At 46.7% G+C, this 17121-nt stretch carries 9 protein-coding genes; all 9 read left to right on the top strand.

The annotated features are described in order from the left end of the window. Positions 1-9 precede the first annotated feature (9 nt). Positions 10-1761, top strand: a complete 1752-nt coding sequence (locus GQS64_RS10870; RefSeq protein ID WP_198231590.1) for a tryptophan 7-halogenase — start codon at positions 10-12, stop codon at positions 1759-1761. Continuing rightward, positions 1754-3313, top strand: a complete 1560-nt coding sequence (locus tag GQS64_RS10865; RefSeq protein WP_246798553.1) for a TolC family protein — start codon at positions 1754-1756, stop codon at positions 3311-3313. The genes GQS64_RS10870 and GQS64_RS10865 overlap by 8 nt, the downstream gene beginning before the upstream one ends. Before the next feature lie 10 nt (positions 3314-3323). After that, complete coding sequence (locus tag GQS64_RS10860) at positions 3324-5756, top strand: type I secretion system permease/ATPase (protein WP_198231589.1); 2433 nt, start codon at positions 3324-3326, stop codon at positions 5754-5756. Beyond that, positions 5753-6922: an HlyD family efflux transporter periplasmic adaptor subunit gene (locus tag GQS64_RS10855; RefSeq protein ID WP_077993545.1), complete on the top strand. Its 1170-nt coding sequence runs from the start codon at positions 5753-5755 to the stop codon at positions 6920-6922. The genes GQS64_RS10860 and GQS64_RS10855 overlap by 4 nt, the downstream gene beginning before the upstream one ends. A gap of 308 nt (positions 6923-7230) precedes the next feature. Next, positions 7231-10821 carry a hypothetical protein gene (locus GQS64_RS10850; protein WP_198231588.1) on the top strand — a complete coding sequence of 1197 codons (3591 nt, stop codon included), beginning with the start codon at positions 7231-7233 and terminating at the stop codon, positions 10819-10821. Positions 10822-12254: 1433 nt separating this feature from the next. After that, positions 12255-13622 (top strand): MotA/TolQ/ExbB proton channel family protein, encoded by a 1368-nt coding sequence (locus tag GQS64_RS10845; protein ID WP_077993543.1) that lies wholly within the window; start codon positions 12255-12257, stop codon positions 13620-13622. A gap of 5 nt (positions 13623-13627) precedes the next feature. Then, on the top strand, positions 13628-15097 hold the full coding sequence (locus tag GQS64_RS10840) for a TolC family protein (RefSeq protein WP_198231587.1): 1470 nt from the start codon (positions 13628-13630) through the stop codon (positions 15095-15097). Continuing rightward, the gene (locus GQS64_RS10835) at positions 15097-15765 is read left to right on the top strand and encodes a hypothetical protein (RefSeq protein ID WP_077993538.1); all 669 of its coding nucleotides are present in this window, start codon (positions 15097-15099) and stop codon (positions 15763-15765) included. Before GQS64_RS10840 ends, GQS64_RS10835 begins: the two co-directional genes overlap by 1 nt. Next, complete coding sequence (locus GQS64_RS10830; protein ID WP_198231586.1) at positions 15740-17029, top strand: HlyD family type I secretion periplasmic adaptor subunit; 1290 nt, start codon at positions 15740-15742, stop codon at positions 17027-17029. Before GQS64_RS10835 ends, GQS64_RS10830 begins: the two co-directional genes overlap by 26 nt. Positions 17030-17121: the final 92 nt, after the last annotated feature.

Here is a 17121-nt window from a genome sequence, read left to right as displayed (position 1 = left end):
ATTCCCGCCATGGAGAGTGACCTTCGGGCGGGGCGTATCTTTCCCGTTGCAGCGTTAAACCTCAGGTGGAGACAAAAATTGCTGGATCTTAGGCGCGCAAAAAGAATTGCAGTTGCAGGTGGGGGATTGACCGGCTGGTTGGCCGCATTGATGTTGCGACGTGTGTTCAGCCCGAATGTGGAAATCGTGGTTTTGGAAGATCCCGATAATCCGGCTTATTCAGGGGGCGAGGGCGGATCCGGCAATTTTATTGCCAGTCTTGAACGTGCTTCTATCGACATTGATGAATTTGTGCGCGAAACCGATGCAACTTTCAAAATCGGCAATGCCTATCACGGCTGGCGCGCGGACAATGCAAACGATATTTTCTATGAGCTTTTTCCTGCACCCGACGAACATGTCGAAGAGGTTGATTTTTCGTTTCGCGGAGTTTGGCCGTTTCTTGCGACCCGTATTGCAACGGGAACACCTCTTCATACCTTGTTTCCCGGATTTTCACTGGTTGCAACGGGTGCTTCACAAGTCGAAGCCAATGCCGTTTTCAATCTGCGGCGTAGCGGCATAAAACCAACATTCCATTTCAATGTCGGCAAATTTTTGAAGCTTCTGAAAAAAATTGCCCTCTCGCGGCAGATTTCCAGCCGGAGCCGGAAGGTGGTCGAGTTTGTCAAATCAGAAAGTGGCGATGTTGTCGCATTGAAACTTGCCGGTGGTGCCGAAATTTCTGCCGATTTTATCATTGATGCAACCGGTTTCGAGCGGCTTGGCGCAGAAAAGGCCTATAAATCCGTCTGGCGTTCATTTTCATCACAATTGCCGGAAGACCGCTATTTGTCTTTCAAAATTCCCGAAGAAAGGAAAAACCCCTCTCTTGTGAGTGCGGCGGTGGCGCTCGCCAATGGTTATTTATGGCAAGTGCCGTTGAGAGATCATGTCTTTGTGCACTATGTTTTTTCCGGCAAATCAGGCACTGAAACGCAAATCAGGCAAGCGCTTCAATCCTATTTCGGTTTTGCAGTCACGGCGGGCGTAATTTCAACTTACGAAGCGGGGAATTTCAAAACCGTCTGGAACAATAATGTGGTTTCTCTCGGTGTTGCGTCAGGCTTTATCAGTCCGCTTGAGTCTTCATCATTTGCGCATATGTTGCAACAGCTTGGCGAGCTTGAAAGAACGTTCATTGCCTGTCAGGGGATTATCGGCGCTCACACGATCGGGGCTTTCAATGAAGCAAATGACAGAAGCTTTGGCGAAATAGCCGATTTCCAGCGTATGCATTTTGATGGTGGCCGGTCTGACAGCGCATTCTGGCGCGAAGCCGGTCAGGCAAAACGTTCGCCAAATTATGAAGCCATGAAAGCCTGTTTTTCAGAACGGTTACCCCGCATTATCGACATTGCCGGTTATAATAGCGGTTGGTCTCCCCTGTTTCATTTGATGAACTGGCTGTTCGTTGCAGCACCGCTCGGCATTATCAGTGCCGGTGCGGCAATCAGAGACCTCAATTATCTGCCGCCGCGCATCATGGAAAGAATGCAACAATATGGTGCCGAACTTATGCGGATCAATGCGGCAAATGCCAAGCCGCAATGGAAAGATAGCGGAAACATTGAGCCGCGTGAACAGCAAGGCTTTGCCGCCTACCGGAATTATTCAACGGTTCCGGCCGGTGAATTTGGAGTGAAACCCGACAGGCAGTTTTCGGAAAGTTCCGGAACGATAGAAACAGCAGAAGGGAACTTGCGTGCGACACATGGTTAAGTTCAGCCTTTTGCCAAAATATCTGCTGCTTGGAGTGAGCCTGTTTGCCATCGGTATCAGCTTTACCGGTTGCACCACATCCCGATCACAAAGCCCGCGTGTGGTGCGCCATCATCCCGCCCAACCAAATTCCGGAAGTGGCGAGGCGGGGCTTATAGCAGATTCCATGATGTCGGTTGTCGACGAACATAATGTGGCGACCGGAAAAGTTGTCAACAATGAAGCGGAAGGCCAAAAAGCGGCTCAGGTCACAACAGATGCGGCTTCCGGCAATGCCGACAATGCTTTATTAGAGAAATCACAAAACACAAATGGTAAAAATAGTCCGGTTACGACAATCGGTTTGAATGGCATTGGCATCAAGGATGCAGTCGGGGTTGCGCTTGCCCGTCACCCCGACATCGGGCGCGCCAATGCGGTTGTTGCTCAAGGCAAGGCACAAATAGCGATTGAAAAATCCGCCTGGTACCCGACGCTGCAATATAGCGTCAATCCCGGTTATAACCGCTATTACAATTCTTCCGGTAACAATAATGACCCCGGTAATGTGCGCGGCACAGTGGGAGCCTCGCAACTTATTTACGATTTTGGCCGCACCTCAAGCCGCATCGGTGCGGCTCGGGCAACCAACGAAAAACAGATGCACGAACTGCAAAGTACTATGGAAGATGTGGCGCAAAATATGGCCAATATTTTCATAGAGCTTTCGGCAGCACAGGATATGATCGGTGCGGCGCAAAGGGAATCCTCACTGCTGCGCGATACGCATGATAAAATTTCCCAGCGTGTCAAAGCCGGTCTTTCCGATGCTTCCGATCTCAATCAGGCGGAAGTGGCGATGCAACGGGCAAAGTCCGATCTCTTGCAGGCGACAACGCGTTTTGATGTGGCTGCGGGAAAATTCGCGCAAATCAGCGGATTTCGCCCGACAAAAGTGGCAACATTGGCTGAAACGAGCCGTTTTATGGACAGTTTGAGCAAGGGCAAGGGCGATGTCGACAAGACACCGGCGGTTCTTGCGGCAGAAGCGGAAGTCAAAGCCTCACAGCAAAGAGTGCGGCTTGCAAAAGCCGATCGTTTTCCCTCGGTGAGCCTTGGCGTCAGCCAATCGGGAGCAACCGGCCAGCGCAATGCCACCAATGACAGCACATTTGTCGGCTTGCAGTTAAGTGGCCAATTATCAACCGGAAAACGCGAAAAATATCAGATAGAGGCGGCCGAAGCGGAACTGCGCGCGGCAAGACAGGCACGCGACAATCAACAGCTTGTTTCGCGTACAACCCGCGGTTCTGCCGAAACGGAAGAAAGAGGGGCCAGCGCACGGATGGATAATGCCAGACAATTGATGGATTTGTCGCTTTCCTCGCGCGATCTCTATTGGCAGCAATATACTTTGAACAAACGCCCTCTTACCGATGTCATCAATGCCGAGAGAGATACGTTTTCTGCCGAAAGCGACCAGATTACAGCAATATCCGACCGGCTCTATGCCAAGGTCAAAGCCTATTATGCGGTGGGGCAGTTGGTCACCCGTCTGCGCGAGCACAATTGAAAGTATCACCATGTCAAGTTTGGAAATCATTTCAAATCGCATTTCGTTTCCTTCGGGCAAGAAAAATAAAAAAGCAACCGGTAATGAACCGGTTCCGAACCGGCCGCAGGCGGGGGGATCCTCGCCATTAAATAATCCGGAAGCTCCGGAACGCGAGCCGCGAAAGGAAGCACGAGCGGAACACGAACCGCAAAAGGAAACCCGACCGGAAGGGGAAGTGGACACCCCGCGCGAAGCCCGAAAAACTGCCGGTATTGCGAAAAGCCAGGATGCCGGATTTGAACAGATCGACGCCGCCTCACTTATTGCCAAATGGGTCGATATTCTATTATTGGCAGCCCGCCAACTTGATATTCCGGTATCCGACGAACTTGTTAGAAATGCCGCCAAATGGAGCGGAAGAGAGGCCACCGAACAATCAATTATTGATGTTGCGCTAGCATCCGGACTTGCGGCAACTTTTGTCGAAGTGAGTGCCGGTGAAATATCGTCAGTGATGCTACCGGCCGTTATACAGGTTGATGGCACTCTGGGGCTTTTGACAGGGCGCGACAAAAACACCGCCATTATCCATTTTGTGGTCAATAATGCCGCATTTGAAAAACGTGTGCCATTTTCTGAAATTGCCAAAGGCGACAAAATCAGATTGCTGCTTGTCGAACGCCATCTGGCTGCCCACGATGACCGGCTTGACGAATATTTGCAAAAAAAACCGAAGTCGTGGTTCAAAGGGCTGTTTGTGAGCAATTGGCCAATATTTCTACAATTGGGGCTTGGCTCGCTTGTTGGCAATCTGCTTGCAATCGGCACGTCGCTTTTTGCCATGCAGGTTTGGGATCGGGTGGTGCCGGGGCGTTCCACCAATACATTATGGGTTCTCGCTTCCGGTGTTGCTCTCGCCCTGCTTCTCGAATTTGTTTTAAAGACAACCCGTGTGGCAGTCACCGATCATTTCGGCAAACAGGCCGACCTCAAATTGTCAGCCATGTTTTTTGCCCGCGTTTTGAATATCCGCAATGATGCGAGGCCAAGGTCACCGGGAACATTGATCTCGCAATTGCGCGATCTCGACCAGATGCGCGAGCTTTTGACATCGAGCACTTTGGGCGTTCTTATCGACCTGCCGTTTGTCGTGTCTTTTCTTTTCATCATCTGGCTCATCGGCGGTGCAATCGTTCTGGTTCCCATTGCCGCCATTCCTTTCATTGTTCTGCCCGGAATTATTGCACAATTTCCGCTGGCCAAGCTTTCCGGTCAGGGGTTGGAAGAATCGGCCATGCGCAATGCCATTTTGATGGAGTCGATCTATCGCGCGGAAGACATCAAATTGTTGCAGGCAGAACCGCGTTTCCGCCGCCTCTGGGATGAAGTCAACAAGGTCAGCAGTAAAATCGGCCTGAAACAGCGCGAAATTGCTTCCATGCTGATGAATTTTTCCCAAACAATGCAGCAGATCGCCTATGTCGGTGTGGTCATCGCCGGCGTTTATGGCATTCTTGATGCCAAGCTCTCTTTCGGTGCTGTTCTTGCCTGTTCAATTCTAACCAGCCGCACCATTGCGCCGCTTGCCCAAATTCCGGCAATTTTAAGCAAGTTGCAAAATGCAAGAGTGGGGAAAAGAGGATTGGACGGGCTCCTTACTTTGCCCGTCGATCACGATAGCGACAAGGATTATTATCATAAGCCGGTTTTGACCGGTCAGTACCAGATGCAGGACCTCGTCTATCTTTATGGCCCGCAGGAAAAACCGGCTTTGATAATCCCCAAGCTCGATATTCGTGCCGGTGAAAAAATTGCCATTCTCGGCCGTGTGGGCGCCGGTAAATCGACGTTACTTCGTTTGTTTGCCGGTCTTTCCGCACCCGTGCAGGGGCGCGTTTTGCTTGATGGCACGCCGATCGGCATGATCGACATTGCCGATGTGCGTCGTGATGTTGGGGCAATGTTTCAGGAATCGAGCCTGTTTTACGGAACCTTGCGCGACAATCTTCTTGCGGCCAATCCTCTAGCAAGCGACGAACAGATTCTTGCGGCGATGCGTTTATCCTCGGCCGATCATCTTCTTCTCAACCAGCCGCACGGGCTTGATCTGAAGCTTCGTGAAAGCGGTGTCGGCCTGTCGGGCGGGCAAAAACAAACATTGATGTTGGCGCGGCTTTTCCTGCGCTCTCCCCGCATTGTGCTTCTCGACGAGCCGACGGCTTCACTGGACGAAGCAACAGAAATTGCCGTGTTGAACCGGATGCAGTCATGGCTTGGCGAGAGAACATTGATTGTTGCCACCCATCGTTATCCGGTTCTGCAACTCGTTGATCGCATTATTGTTGTCGACAATGGCAGAATTGTCCGCGACGGCCCGAAAGATGAAATATTGGGTATCCATCCAGTGAAGCCGGAAGCGGCGGAAACGTCTTTGCGGATGAAACAGAAAGTACAGCAATGAATGTCGATTCACTTGTGAAAATTCACGGCGTCAACCAGCGCGCACGGGCTATTCTATGGATTATCATTGCGATGATTTGCATTTTCATTGTCTGGTCTTATTTCGCGGTGTTGAACGAAGTGGCTATCGGCGAAGGCAAAGTGATGCCCGCTTCAAAAGGCCAGATTATCCAGAATCTGGAAGGCGGTATTCTTGCCGAATTGATGGTGAGGGAAGGTGATGAAGTCAAAGAAGGACAAATTCTCGCTTCACTCGACCCTGCCAAAGCAAAGTCCAATGTTGATGAAACACTTGCCAAAATTGTTGCTCTCAAAGCGCGTGCCGCACGCCTTGACGCTGAAATGAACAATCAGGAAAAAGTCGATTATCCTGAAGATATAAGCGACAAAAAGGAAGTGATTGATCGCGAGACAGAACTTTTTTACACCAATCGTCAGGCTTTCAAGGAAAATGTTCTCAACCTTACAGAACAATTGAAACTTGCCCAGAACGAAGTCGAAATCGCCAAACCGCTTCTTAAAACCGGAGCCGCCAGCGAAGTTGAAGTCTTGAAGCTTCAGCAGAATGCAGCCGAACTTTCTTCACGACTTGCTGCCACAAAAAACGAATATTATGTCGCCTTGCGTGGCGATTATACAAAAACCATGGCCGATCTTGAGCCGTTGTTGAAAACAAGGGAAGGACTGGCCGATCAACTGACGCGCACCGTTATCCGCTCGCCGACAAATGGTATTGTCAAAGATATTCGGGTAACCACCATCGGTGGCGTTGTTGCGCCCGGCGGCACGCTCATGGAAATTGTACCTTTGGGCGACCAGCTTCTAATCGAAGCCAAATTGAATCCGCGTGACATTGCCTTTATTCACAAAGACCAGAAAGCAAATGTCAAAATAACAGCCTATGATTCAGCAATCTATGGCTCGTTGCCGGGGCATGTGCAAATGGTTTCACCCGATTCAATCGAGGACGATGTCGACAAGCGCGTTTATTACTATCGCGCTTATATTTTGACCGATCACAGCTACCTTGAAACCAAAGATGGGAAAAAACACCAGATTATTCCGGGAATGGTGGCAACTGCCGAAATCAGCACGGGTGAAAAAACCGTTCTTGATTATCTTATCAAGCCGCTCAATCGGGCGAAGGAGGCACTGCGGGAACGCTAGAAAACAGATCGGAATATAACGAATGGCAAAATCGTTGAACGGGAAAAATCGATGAACGGGAAAAATCGGCATTTTGCGGTTTTATTGTGTGCAGTACTCTTTGTTTTTGTCCAGTTTTAAAGAAGTAAAAGCAAGTAAAGTAATTTAGTTTATATAATATAAAATATTTAAATAATAAAAACAAAAATAAAAGGAAAATTATAATCTATAGTTTTTAATTATTTAAATAAAAATATAAATGATATTTTATTTAAACAAAATTATTACAGGTTAAACGAAACATGTTGAATAAGGTTTGAGCGTAAAGAATGGTCAATATTGCAGAACTTCTCAAGAAGTCGATAGAAAAGCAAAATTTGAAGCCGACCTCGGAAGTGCGTCAGCATATCTATGAGAAAGCGCGTTCTGCAATCAAATCCAAACTTGATGAAATGGATGCGCCGGAACTGGTTCAGCGCTCCTATCTGTTGCAACTCGAAGCAGCGATTTGTGAAGTGGAGTCTTTTTATGTGCTGGAACCGGAATTTTTCGAGCTTAGCCAAGAGAATGTAAGCTGCCATTTTGCCTATCACGCCTATTTGCCGGATTATTTTGGCACGAAACAGGATGTCGCTATTGATATGGCGAAATTGCGCCCGTTAACAGAAAGCCGGACAGGTTTGAAGAAGCTTGAACAGGTCGGTATGAAAGAGCAACCATCCGCACTTGAGAGCGACGCCGAAATTAGCGCGCTCCATGAACAGAAATATAATCTGCAAGCTCCGCCCGATAGAACCGGCCATGACGGAGCCGATATTGCAGATAAACCGAAAAACAAAGACGATAATCTTCACGCTTCAGCGATGAATAACGATAGGGGTAGCACGGTCGAGCCTCTCGGCGCCAATTCAAGTAACGCACCTATCGACCCCTTAATAGAAGGTCTGGAAGACGAGTTCGACAAGCTTTCAAAAAATATAGCCGAAGAAACTGCGGAAGTTGCAACTCATGCCCGGCAGAAGAATGGGAACGAGCCGGTATTGATTATCAATTCCATGGTTGAAAGCAAAAAGCCGGAAATTGATAGCGAGACCCGTTTGCCGGAACGTGATGATGAAGTGTCGACGGTTTTAACGCAGCCCGATGAGAATGTTGTTCACGGGAAATCGGAGCACGAGCAACACAATCCCGATAAAGAGAATAGGGATTGGCAGCAGCGAATGCATATAGGTGCCGAAGACCAATCCGGCAAAAAGTTTTTTAGTGAGTTGCAAAGACAAGGTGTTGAACCTGTTGTTGGAACTATAGAAGAAGAGGTCTCTGTTTTGCCAATGCCTGATGGAGCAGAACCGGAAAATCGTGCAACAACAAAAACCGGTTACAGCGAAAAACAGCAAACAGTCTTTATCGAAAAACCGGCAAATGAAATGCCATCGCCAACCGGTGTTTTTCGCCGTTCGGAAGCTCCCCTGTCGACCGGCGACAGAATGAGCGAAGCCGCACATCATGCTGAATCAAGACAGAAGTTTGACGCACAAAACAAGAGTGTCGGAGAACAACAAAGGTTAGAGGCAGGACAAACGCCCGATAGAAGCAACAAGGATGACAGAACAAACAGCGATGACAGAACAAACAGCGATGACGGAAGAAACAGGGCTGATAGAGAAAACAGTGACAGGAAAGAAAAACCGGTTTTTTCCGACGTTTTGAAACCTCGACCGAGGGGGGCAATGAGGCCTGACGCAGAGGATTACCCCCTCTATATCGACACACCGGCCAATCCGGTTTCGATCGACAGTTTCTTCAACCAAAACGCTTTTTCCATGGTTGATGCACAAGCCGAAAGAAATGCACGACAGCCTTTCGACAATTCTGCGGGCAGTCGTTATAATATTCAGGAAAATCGCGGGAAGGAGCACCAACAGAGCTTTTTCAAAACCGAAACCGTGGTGATGGCAGAGGCTGTGCCTTTTTCTTCGGTGAAAGAAAATAGCGGCATTTCTTCCTCTGTTTCGGGTGCGCAGGTTACTTCCTTCAGTGCTGCGACAGTTGTGTTTCCAACAAAAAGAAATCCGGATGAAAAGGCGGTTTCAGGTTCTGTTTCAGGTTCGGATGAAGCTGTTTCAAAGCAAATAATGTCAGAAGAAAAACCGGCTTTTTCGGGAAAGCCTTCATCGCGGCAAGAACAACCGGTTCGAAGCACCGTTACTGAAGTGGATATTGTCCGACAATCGTTTGATACCACTAAAACCAATGCCGCTCACAATGAAAAGCCATATATCGCTTCCGCCGAAGCAGCTTCCGGTAAAATAGACGTTGATGATGAAAAAACATTTGCAACCGGACCAGTGAACAAAGCCGCTCCATCCTTTTCTAATGCTGAAGAAACAAGCGCGGTTATTGACGTTCATACGATCGAAGAAAAAACGGCAATCGAAGAAAAAACCGCAATCGAAGAAAAAACCGCAACCGAAGAAAAAACCGCAACGCGTATGACTGCGGAAAGCAATGGAACGACTGATAAAGAAGTGGCGGCCTTTCAATTATCACATGAAGACAATTCGACAATGAAAGGTGGAAATAAGAAAAACCAACTCACAACTGCAATTTCAGAAAATAAAACTGCGGAAATAGGTGCGCCCGATATTGCCGACATATTTGAAAAGAATAGAACCGCGTTTTTCGGAAATCTCGATCATAGGGGTGAAGAACTCGATCATAGGGGTGAAGAAAATGTCACGCAGGATCTCTTTCCAACAGTTCCGGTTGATCGTAAAGGTGCAAAAAGATGGGAAAAACGGCCATCACGCATGAAAGATTTTCAAGACTATCATGCAAAATTATGGAGCAAACCTTTTATTGCAGCCGCAATTTTTCTCGTTTCTGTGCTTTTAGCCGGCGGCTATTTCTTCAACCGTTCAAAACCGTCTGTAGCGATTGGCGAACCGTTCAAACAAGCAGGGGAAAGCGTGACTGCAAACAGAAATGAAAAGCCTGATCCTGCGCAAACGGCTGCGATCAATCAACCGGCCTCACGTGAAACTGTCGAGGGTTTACTGCGACAAAAATATGTTCCCTTGGGCAATTTTGAAGATGAACCAAGCTCGACAGACCGGAATTTTTCCGACAAAAAAAATAGCGAGACGCAGAAGGACGGGCTATCCGTTCAATCACAACGGGTAAAAGCGGATGATCGGGAAGAGGCTGAAGAAGCCGTTTTGACACCGAAGGAGAGTGTCAGAACCGGCGCGGTTTCCTATCCGCTATCGGTGATGCGCCCGCAATTGGAAGAGGTCCCGAATAAAAACGTAACAGGGGGAAGCCGGACAGACGCGACTATTCAGCCGGATGATTTTTCCGACAAACAAAGTTCAAATGAAGAAAAACCGGAAGCCGCCCTGTTGTTGCTTACCGACAAGAAGGGCAAACAAGTGAAGTTGCAATCAACTGTAAGCTGGTCACTTAACGCTCCCCATTCAAAAGATAATCCGCTTGATGAAACGGCATTGGTTGGCAATTTCAAAACCGATGACGGAAAATTATCGGCTCGAATGAGTATCCGGAAAAACTATCGCAACAATCTGGGAGCAACCCACCTGATCGATCTTTCATTTTCCCAATCGGACAATTTCGACGGCGGTGTTGTGGTGGATGTCAAAGGTATTTATTATGGCGACAAAACCAATGTTTTGAATAAACAGGCTGCAACAATCGTTGCCGATCTTTATGAAAACAACTTTGTTGTTTCTTTGCGTGATGATGAGGATGATAAAGAAACAAACCGGAATTTTTTAACCCGTTCAGCGGTTATAGGTTTTCAAACCGTTTTCACCGACGGCAAAACGGCACTTTTTATGTTGAACAAATCTGCCTCGGAAAATCGCCTGTTCGATAGTTTCAATGCAAAAACCACCCATTGAAAGATGAATAAATTGTTCACAAAAAACAGACAAGCAATCAGTATTGAAATATGGTCACGGAGGAAAGGAAAGCCGATGCTTTTATAAGGTTTCAGGAATAAAACGCCTATGCTTTCAACCGGTTTATCGTCTCTCGTTATTTTTGTTGCGGTCGATATAATCTATCTGGCGGGTAAATTTTTCCCGAAAGTCGGGTTGTAGAGGCCAGCTTTTCGACTGGAAATAATACTGCTGCCATGCCAATTCGACAGTTCACCAATCAACCTTCGCTATAGCACCGATTCAAGATATATTGGCGCCGGAATTGAAAGATAATTGCAGCTTAAAATATTCGCGTTTGTTCTTATGTGAGACGAGAAACACAGGTTTGCGACCGTTATGGCGACGATAATGGAAATCAACCATAAAATAAGTCATTGATGAGACGGGTTCCATAAAACAGTCAAAGGAAGAGTTGCGTTTACAAAACAGAAGGAAGAAGAGCCACATTTTTATGAAAACAATTATTACGCTTGGCATTACAGGAAAAACGAACCTTCTCGGAAAAAGGCGAAGAAGCAACAATGGACGGCAAATTACAGCGTGCAATAGAGTGACCAGGTTTTAAGGAACAACCGGAAAGACCCGCCTATAATCCGTAAAACTTTGATAGCCCGCTATTTTTTAGTTAAAAATAGTATATCAACGTTTTACAAAAGCTTATCTATTCATTTATGGCGCAATTCCTCCTATAATATCCATATTATTTAAATAATAGTTTTAAAAATAAGTAAAATTATAATAGGAAATATTGACAATTATCAAATAATATTAAATAGATAAAATTTTTAACAAAAAAATATTATAAAATAGAGTCTAAAATAATATAATCAATTTATAACAAAATACATATTCTTATCTAACTTTATGACTTTTTATTAAATGTTGTGAATTCTTTGCATTCTACTAAACTAATGGTTGAATTTAAAAAAATATGTGATAAGAATATGAAAAATCAACTTGATCGGGCAGAAATAAGTTGATTTTGTTAATCAAGTTTAAAGCAGAGAAATCATCAGATAACTGAACTATTGGTTGAAAAATTGGTTCGTAATTTTCGGTGCTTTTTGTTGATTGTTCATTGAAATAAAACGGCTAAATATTTTTATCGGAATTTATTTCATAAAAAAATGCTGAAAAATCAGCAGGTTAAAAACCAGGAAATTTTTTATTAAGCATTTTTTTTAACCAAAAATTTACCATGTCTTGAAAAGATATAGCAAATCGTTAAAAGATGAAATTGATTCTTAACCGGCAAATATTTGGGAACGTAGGGGGTGAAGTCCAAATCGGGTTGTTAGAAGCAAGATTGTCGGGACGAGTTTTCGGTGATTAACCATTGTAAAGATAAGGCTGATAAAGGTCATGCTTTGTTTCCTTTTTGAGGGGGTCGTATGAGATCTACACGTTCTGTGCTTTATTTTTCACTGCTTCTGGCAATGTTGTCGCTCATCGCATTGCTTTATACGCTGATTTTTCACGGTGATTTTGTAGCACATAATATCATTTTCAACTCGATCATCGCTTGTTTCGATGTCATTGTGTTGTCTTACGCCCTCTACACAATTTTTTATCTCCAACGCGGAATGGTGCAGTGGCAGAAATTCAAGCAAAACTTCCCGCACGAGGGAGACGAGCCGGTACTCAAAGGCGGTATGCGGTTGTTGCGTGGTCGTTTGCGTGATCTCATCAGCTTTAACGAAGATGAACGTAATTCGGCTATTTCTCTGGTTTCAACCGCGCTTGACTGGCGTGTCGATTTTCTCTTCTACGCTGCCGGTGCTGTTATTTCGATGGGGTTGCTCGGTACCTTCTTCGGTCTGACCTTTACGATGGAAGGTATTCGCGGGTCGATCGACGTTCTTTCCTCGGCAGATGAAATACAGGCAAAATCTCTTGTCAATTCATTGGCTGCGCCACTCGGCGGTATGGCAACGGCGTTCTCCTCTTCGATGTTCGGTCTGGGGTCGTCGATTTGTGTGGGGCTTATTGCCCATTTTATGGGGCGTACAACCGAAGGATGGGTTTACGATATTGAAAAATGGTCATTTGTTGCAAGTGGAGAAGAAGCGTCGAAAATGGCCGGTGAAACCGGTACAATAGATGCAACAACGCGTGCGATAAATCGTTTGGCCGCGGTGCTTTCCCGTCATGTCGAGTTTTCACACGAGGATACCGGAAAATTTATTGATATTTCCAATAGTTTCGTTCAAGGACAGGCTATTCAGCAGCAAACAATGGAAAAAATGTTGACTGTTGTAACGGAACAATCGGAAAGCAATAAGCGCTCTGTCGAGACAATTCTGAATACGGTGACCTCTAATGCCGAGGCAACAAAACAGATTATCGAAATTATCGGGAACAACTATCAGGCGCTTAGCGAACTGAGCGATATTGCCAAAACCAACAGTGCCTATATTGCGCGCGGCATTGAATCTCAGGAAAACAATAATCAAACTGTGGCGCAGGCCATTGCCGGTTTGAACCAGATCCGTATTGAATTTTTGACAAGCCTTGAAGCAATTTCCAATAAACTTCAGGAAATTCAACGTGATACCGGTTCGATCGAACAGTCGGCGGCGAATTTGCTTACGCACAGTGTCCAGCAGGAAAAGGCACTTGAGAACGCAAATCAGGTTATGCATACACAGCAGAAAGCGATCATGGAGGGAATGCGTGATCTGACAGAAGCGCGTGTTTCTATTGTCTCTGCCATCAAAGCTGCACAAAAGGTCAGTGATGTTCCACCCACGAAAGGCTAATTCTAATGAATTGCTCAAACAGTTTTAAGCGTGTGGTGTCTATTCTTCTGGTAAGTTGCAGTGTTGTTTCGACTGGCTGTGCACAGAACAGGGGTAAGGTTGCCCCTACAGGTGTCGATACAATGACAACTCAGGCGGTTAAGGATAGCAACCGTTCGGAGGGCGGTCAAAAAGCCGGAGATACCAATGTTAATAGTCCGGTAACAGAAAAATCCAAAGAATTTTTCAAGCGGGAAAAACAGACATTAACGCTTGAAGAAGCGTTGAAGAAAGCTCACGATTATTCGTGGACAATCAAAGTGGCAAAGAGCCAGCTTGATATTGCCGAAAGCCGTCTCGATCAGGCAAAAGCGAAATATTATCCGACGGTCGGTGCCGAATTGACAGCTCCGAATTTGCGCTATGATGGTGGCATCACCAGTCGCGATCGTGATTTTGACGATACAGCCTTTGCAGGCGTTGACGTGCGCTATAGCATTTATGATTTCGGTCGTCGTGATGCGGATAAAGAAGCGGCAAGCTATAATTTGCGCGCGAGCGGACATGCAAAACATGCCGAAGACCTGACTGTTATGTTCGATACAGCCAATGCTTATATGGCTGTTCAGGCCTATACCGAACAGCTTCAATCGGCTATCGGCTATGTCAACAAGATTACCTCGTTGAACCAGACAATTGGCGAAAGTGTTGCGGGTGGTATTTCGCCGCAGTCGGATGCGGTTCGTGGGCGTCTGGCATTGAGCAATGCAGTCAACCGGCGCAAGGATATAGAGCTGAAATTGTCCCGCGCCCGCCAGAAATTGAATGCACTGGTGGGGATGGAAGTGGAAGCTTTGCCGGCCAAGCGCACGGCGCTCCCGCCGGTAAGGGATCTGGATAATATTGCAGTCAATGCCGCCGATCAAAATCCGGCAGTGCTTGCAAGAGGTGCAGCACTCGAAGGAAGCCGGAAAAGTGTTGTCGGTGCCAAAGCGAGTTTGAAGCCAAAGCTTGATTTGACTATAGATTACAAGCGTAGTCTGGAGAGCGTCGATAATCTTTACAATGTATCGAACACGGATGGTGGCGTTCAGCTCAAATTGACATTCGATATTTTCGATCTTTCCAAGAAAGCGAAAATTCGCGAAGCTTATGCGCAGGTCAATGTCAATGAAGCTCAACTTGGCAAAGAGCGTTCGACGGTGAATGACGAAGTTCGTGCCTTGCTTGGCGATATTGAAATAACATCGCAACAATGGTCGATCAGTGAGGAGGCCACCCGCGAAGCGGATAAAACCCGTGGTCTTTATCTTGAAGAATTTCGTCTGGGTGACCGAAAATTGTCCGATCTGATTACCGCAGAAACGGAATATTTTACATCAAGAACGGATGCAATCGACGCTCGCTACGGCTTTATGCGCGCTGTGTTCAGCATCTATTATCTGGCTGGCAAGCCACATGATGGGCTATTGGCTCTTCAATTGGTGGAGCATTAATGATGTCTCAGAAACGTGGTGGTGAAAATATCTGGATTGCCTATGCGGATATGCTGACCGTTCTTTTGATGGTGTTTCTATTGTTGGCCATGCTGTTCCAGGTCATTGTTGCAACATCGAAAATTGCCGGTCCTGAAACGGAAGCAGGAACCCAGACTGCGAGCGGGGAACAATCAAGCGGCGATGCGCAGAAAGCTGGCGATAGTGAATCGAAATTCAGCACGTCGAAAGAAAATCTTCCGACAGCCAGTGGTGGCAAGAAAGATGACGGTAGCGCACAGGTTGCAGTCAAATTGCCACTTGTCATGGTAAACACGGATGTCTTGAAAGAGCGTGACGGGGATTTGCGGATCAAGGTCGAATTGAACAGAACCTATTTGACAGGAACCCAGCAAAACGAAGTGCGTGAATGGGCATTACGAAACAAGAGTGTGCTGACAACCGAAAAATTGCGGATTTATTCGGTTGGACGGAGTGTGAATGTTTCAACAGGTGATACATTATTGTTGCAAGTTAACCGTGCTGTTGCAACAATGGCTGTGTTGCAAAAAGAGGGTGCGATTATCAAAAATATCAGGTTTGATAATCTGATTGTGCCGGATAACACAGAAGATTATATTATATTACGTGTTGAACATGACAATGCTGATAACAACAAAACGCAGTAAGTGGGGCAAACTCGTCAACGCAGTGAAGGCCATTTCGCCATCAAAATGGCTTCTGGCACTGTGTCTGCTTGCAGCGTTTTTGTGGGCTGCGTTCTGGCCGTTCGATGTACTGGTTCGAGGACATGGAATTATCCGTGTCGAGGGGCATAATATCGAGATACAACATCCCGAAGGCGGGGTGTTGAAACAGCTTCTCGTTACCAATGGCGAGGTGGTCAAGGCCGGAGAGGTGCTTGCCAATGTTGAAAATCTCACGGTTGCTGAAGATAATGAAAGCAATTTCATTGCGCTTCGCGCCTATGAATTGCGCGAACAAAGATTGCGGGCGGAACTCGCCGGAAAGGAATTCAATCCGCCGGAGCCTAACAATCCCAAGCTCGCCGAAATCTACCATAACGAAACCGATTTATACAATGCACGTAAGCGCGCTTTGGATGAATCTATTGCCATTGCAAAAACCCAGTATGAACAAAAAGAGGCACAACTTGCTTCCAATGCTATTGCGATAGAAAATCTCGGTGCCGAGATGCAATTATCGAACGAGCATATCAAACTTCTGGAACCTTTGGTGGCAAGAGGTGCGGCACCGGAAGCGACACTTGTTCAACGGCGGCTCGAATATCAAAAAGTTTTAAGCACGCTTGCCGATGCACGTTCAAAAGTTCCCGGAATGACAGCCGCACGCGATGAAGCCAAGCTGAAAATGTCGATGTATAGAACCGAATTCAACGAGGATGCCAATAAGCAACTTGCCGAAGTTCAGGTCAAGTTGGAGACAGCGAAAGCGCAGTGGGAAGCCAGCAGACAAAGAGCGAAAAATTCCGAAATCGTGTCGCCGGTCGATGGTGTGATCCAGCAAGTGGTGATGCCGCATGTGGGTGCCGTTTTGCGGCCGGGAGAAAAACTGTTTGAAATCGCACCGAGCGAAGTTCCGCTTGTTGCGGATGTCAAGGTCAACCCGCAGGATCGCGACCGGTTGTGGGTGGGGCAGGATGTGAGAGTGCGCGTCCTTGCCATTTCAAATTACAGTAGCCCGACCTTGCAGGGAAAAGTTTCCGTGATTAGCGCCGATGCCGTCGGTGAAGAGGATAAGGGGGGACGCTATTACGAGGTTACTGTCACGATGGATGCGAAACAGAATGAAAAACTGAAAATATTTCCGGGCATGACCGTTGAAACCTTTGCACTGGCCGGACAACGAACGTTTCTTCAATATTTGTTCAAGCCCTTTATTGACGGAATGTCGGTTGTCTTTAGCGAATGAGGGGGGGGCACTGCGTCGCAATTGAGCTTGTTACAGAAGACGAATATTACTATATTTATAACGTTGTAAGTGTATCCCGAATTTCGAGGGTA

It is taken from the genome of Bartonella sp. P0282, assembly GCF_048452985.1.
GTDB classification, from domain to species: domain Bacteria; phylum Pseudomonadota; class Alphaproteobacteria; order Rhizobiales; family Rhizobiaceae; genus Bartonella; species Bartonella choladocola.
The sequence above is the reverse complement of the archived record's forward strand: the minus strand, read 5'-3'. Positions and strand labels throughout refer to the sequence as shown.

Excerpts from the sequence above, each read along its gene's own strand:
- GQS64_RS10860 (WP_198231589.1), top strand. The coding sequence starts at position 3,324 with ATGTCAAGTTTGGAAATCATTTCAAATCGCATTTCGTTTCCTTCGGGC.
- GQS64_RS10865 (WP_246798553.1), top strand. The coding sequence starts at position 1,754 with ATGGTTAAGTTCAGCCTTTTGCCAAAATATCTGCTGCTTGGAGTGAGC.
- GQS64_RS10870 (WP_198231590.1), top strand. The coding sequence starts at position 10 with ATGGAGAGTGACCTTCGGGCGGGGCGTATCTTTCCCGTTGCAGCGTTA.
- GQS64_RS10845 (WP_077993543.1), top strand. The coding sequence starts at position 12,255 with ATGAGATCTACACGTTCTGTGCTTTATTTTTCACTGCTTCTGGCAATG.
- GQS64_RS10855 (WP_077993545.1), top strand. The coding sequence starts at position 5,753 with ATGAATGTCGATTCACTTGTGAAAATTCACGGCGTCAACCAGCGCGCA.
- GQS64_RS10835 (WP_077993538.1), top strand. The coding sequence starts at position 15,097 with ATGATGTCTCAGAAACGTGGTGGTGAAAATATCTGGATTGCCTATGCG.
- GQS64_RS10830 (WP_198231586.1), top strand. The coding sequence starts at position 15,740 with ATGCTGATAACAACAAAACGCAGTAAGTGGGGCAAACTCGTCAACGCA.
- GQS64_RS10840 (WP_198231587.1), top strand. The coding sequence starts at position 13,628 with ATGAATTGCTCAAACAGTTTTAAGCGTGTGGTGTCTATTCTTCTGGTA.
- GQS64_RS10850 (WP_198231588.1), top strand. The coding sequence starts at position 7,231 with ATGGTCAATATTGCAGAACTTCTCAAGAAGTCGATAGAAAAGCAAAAT.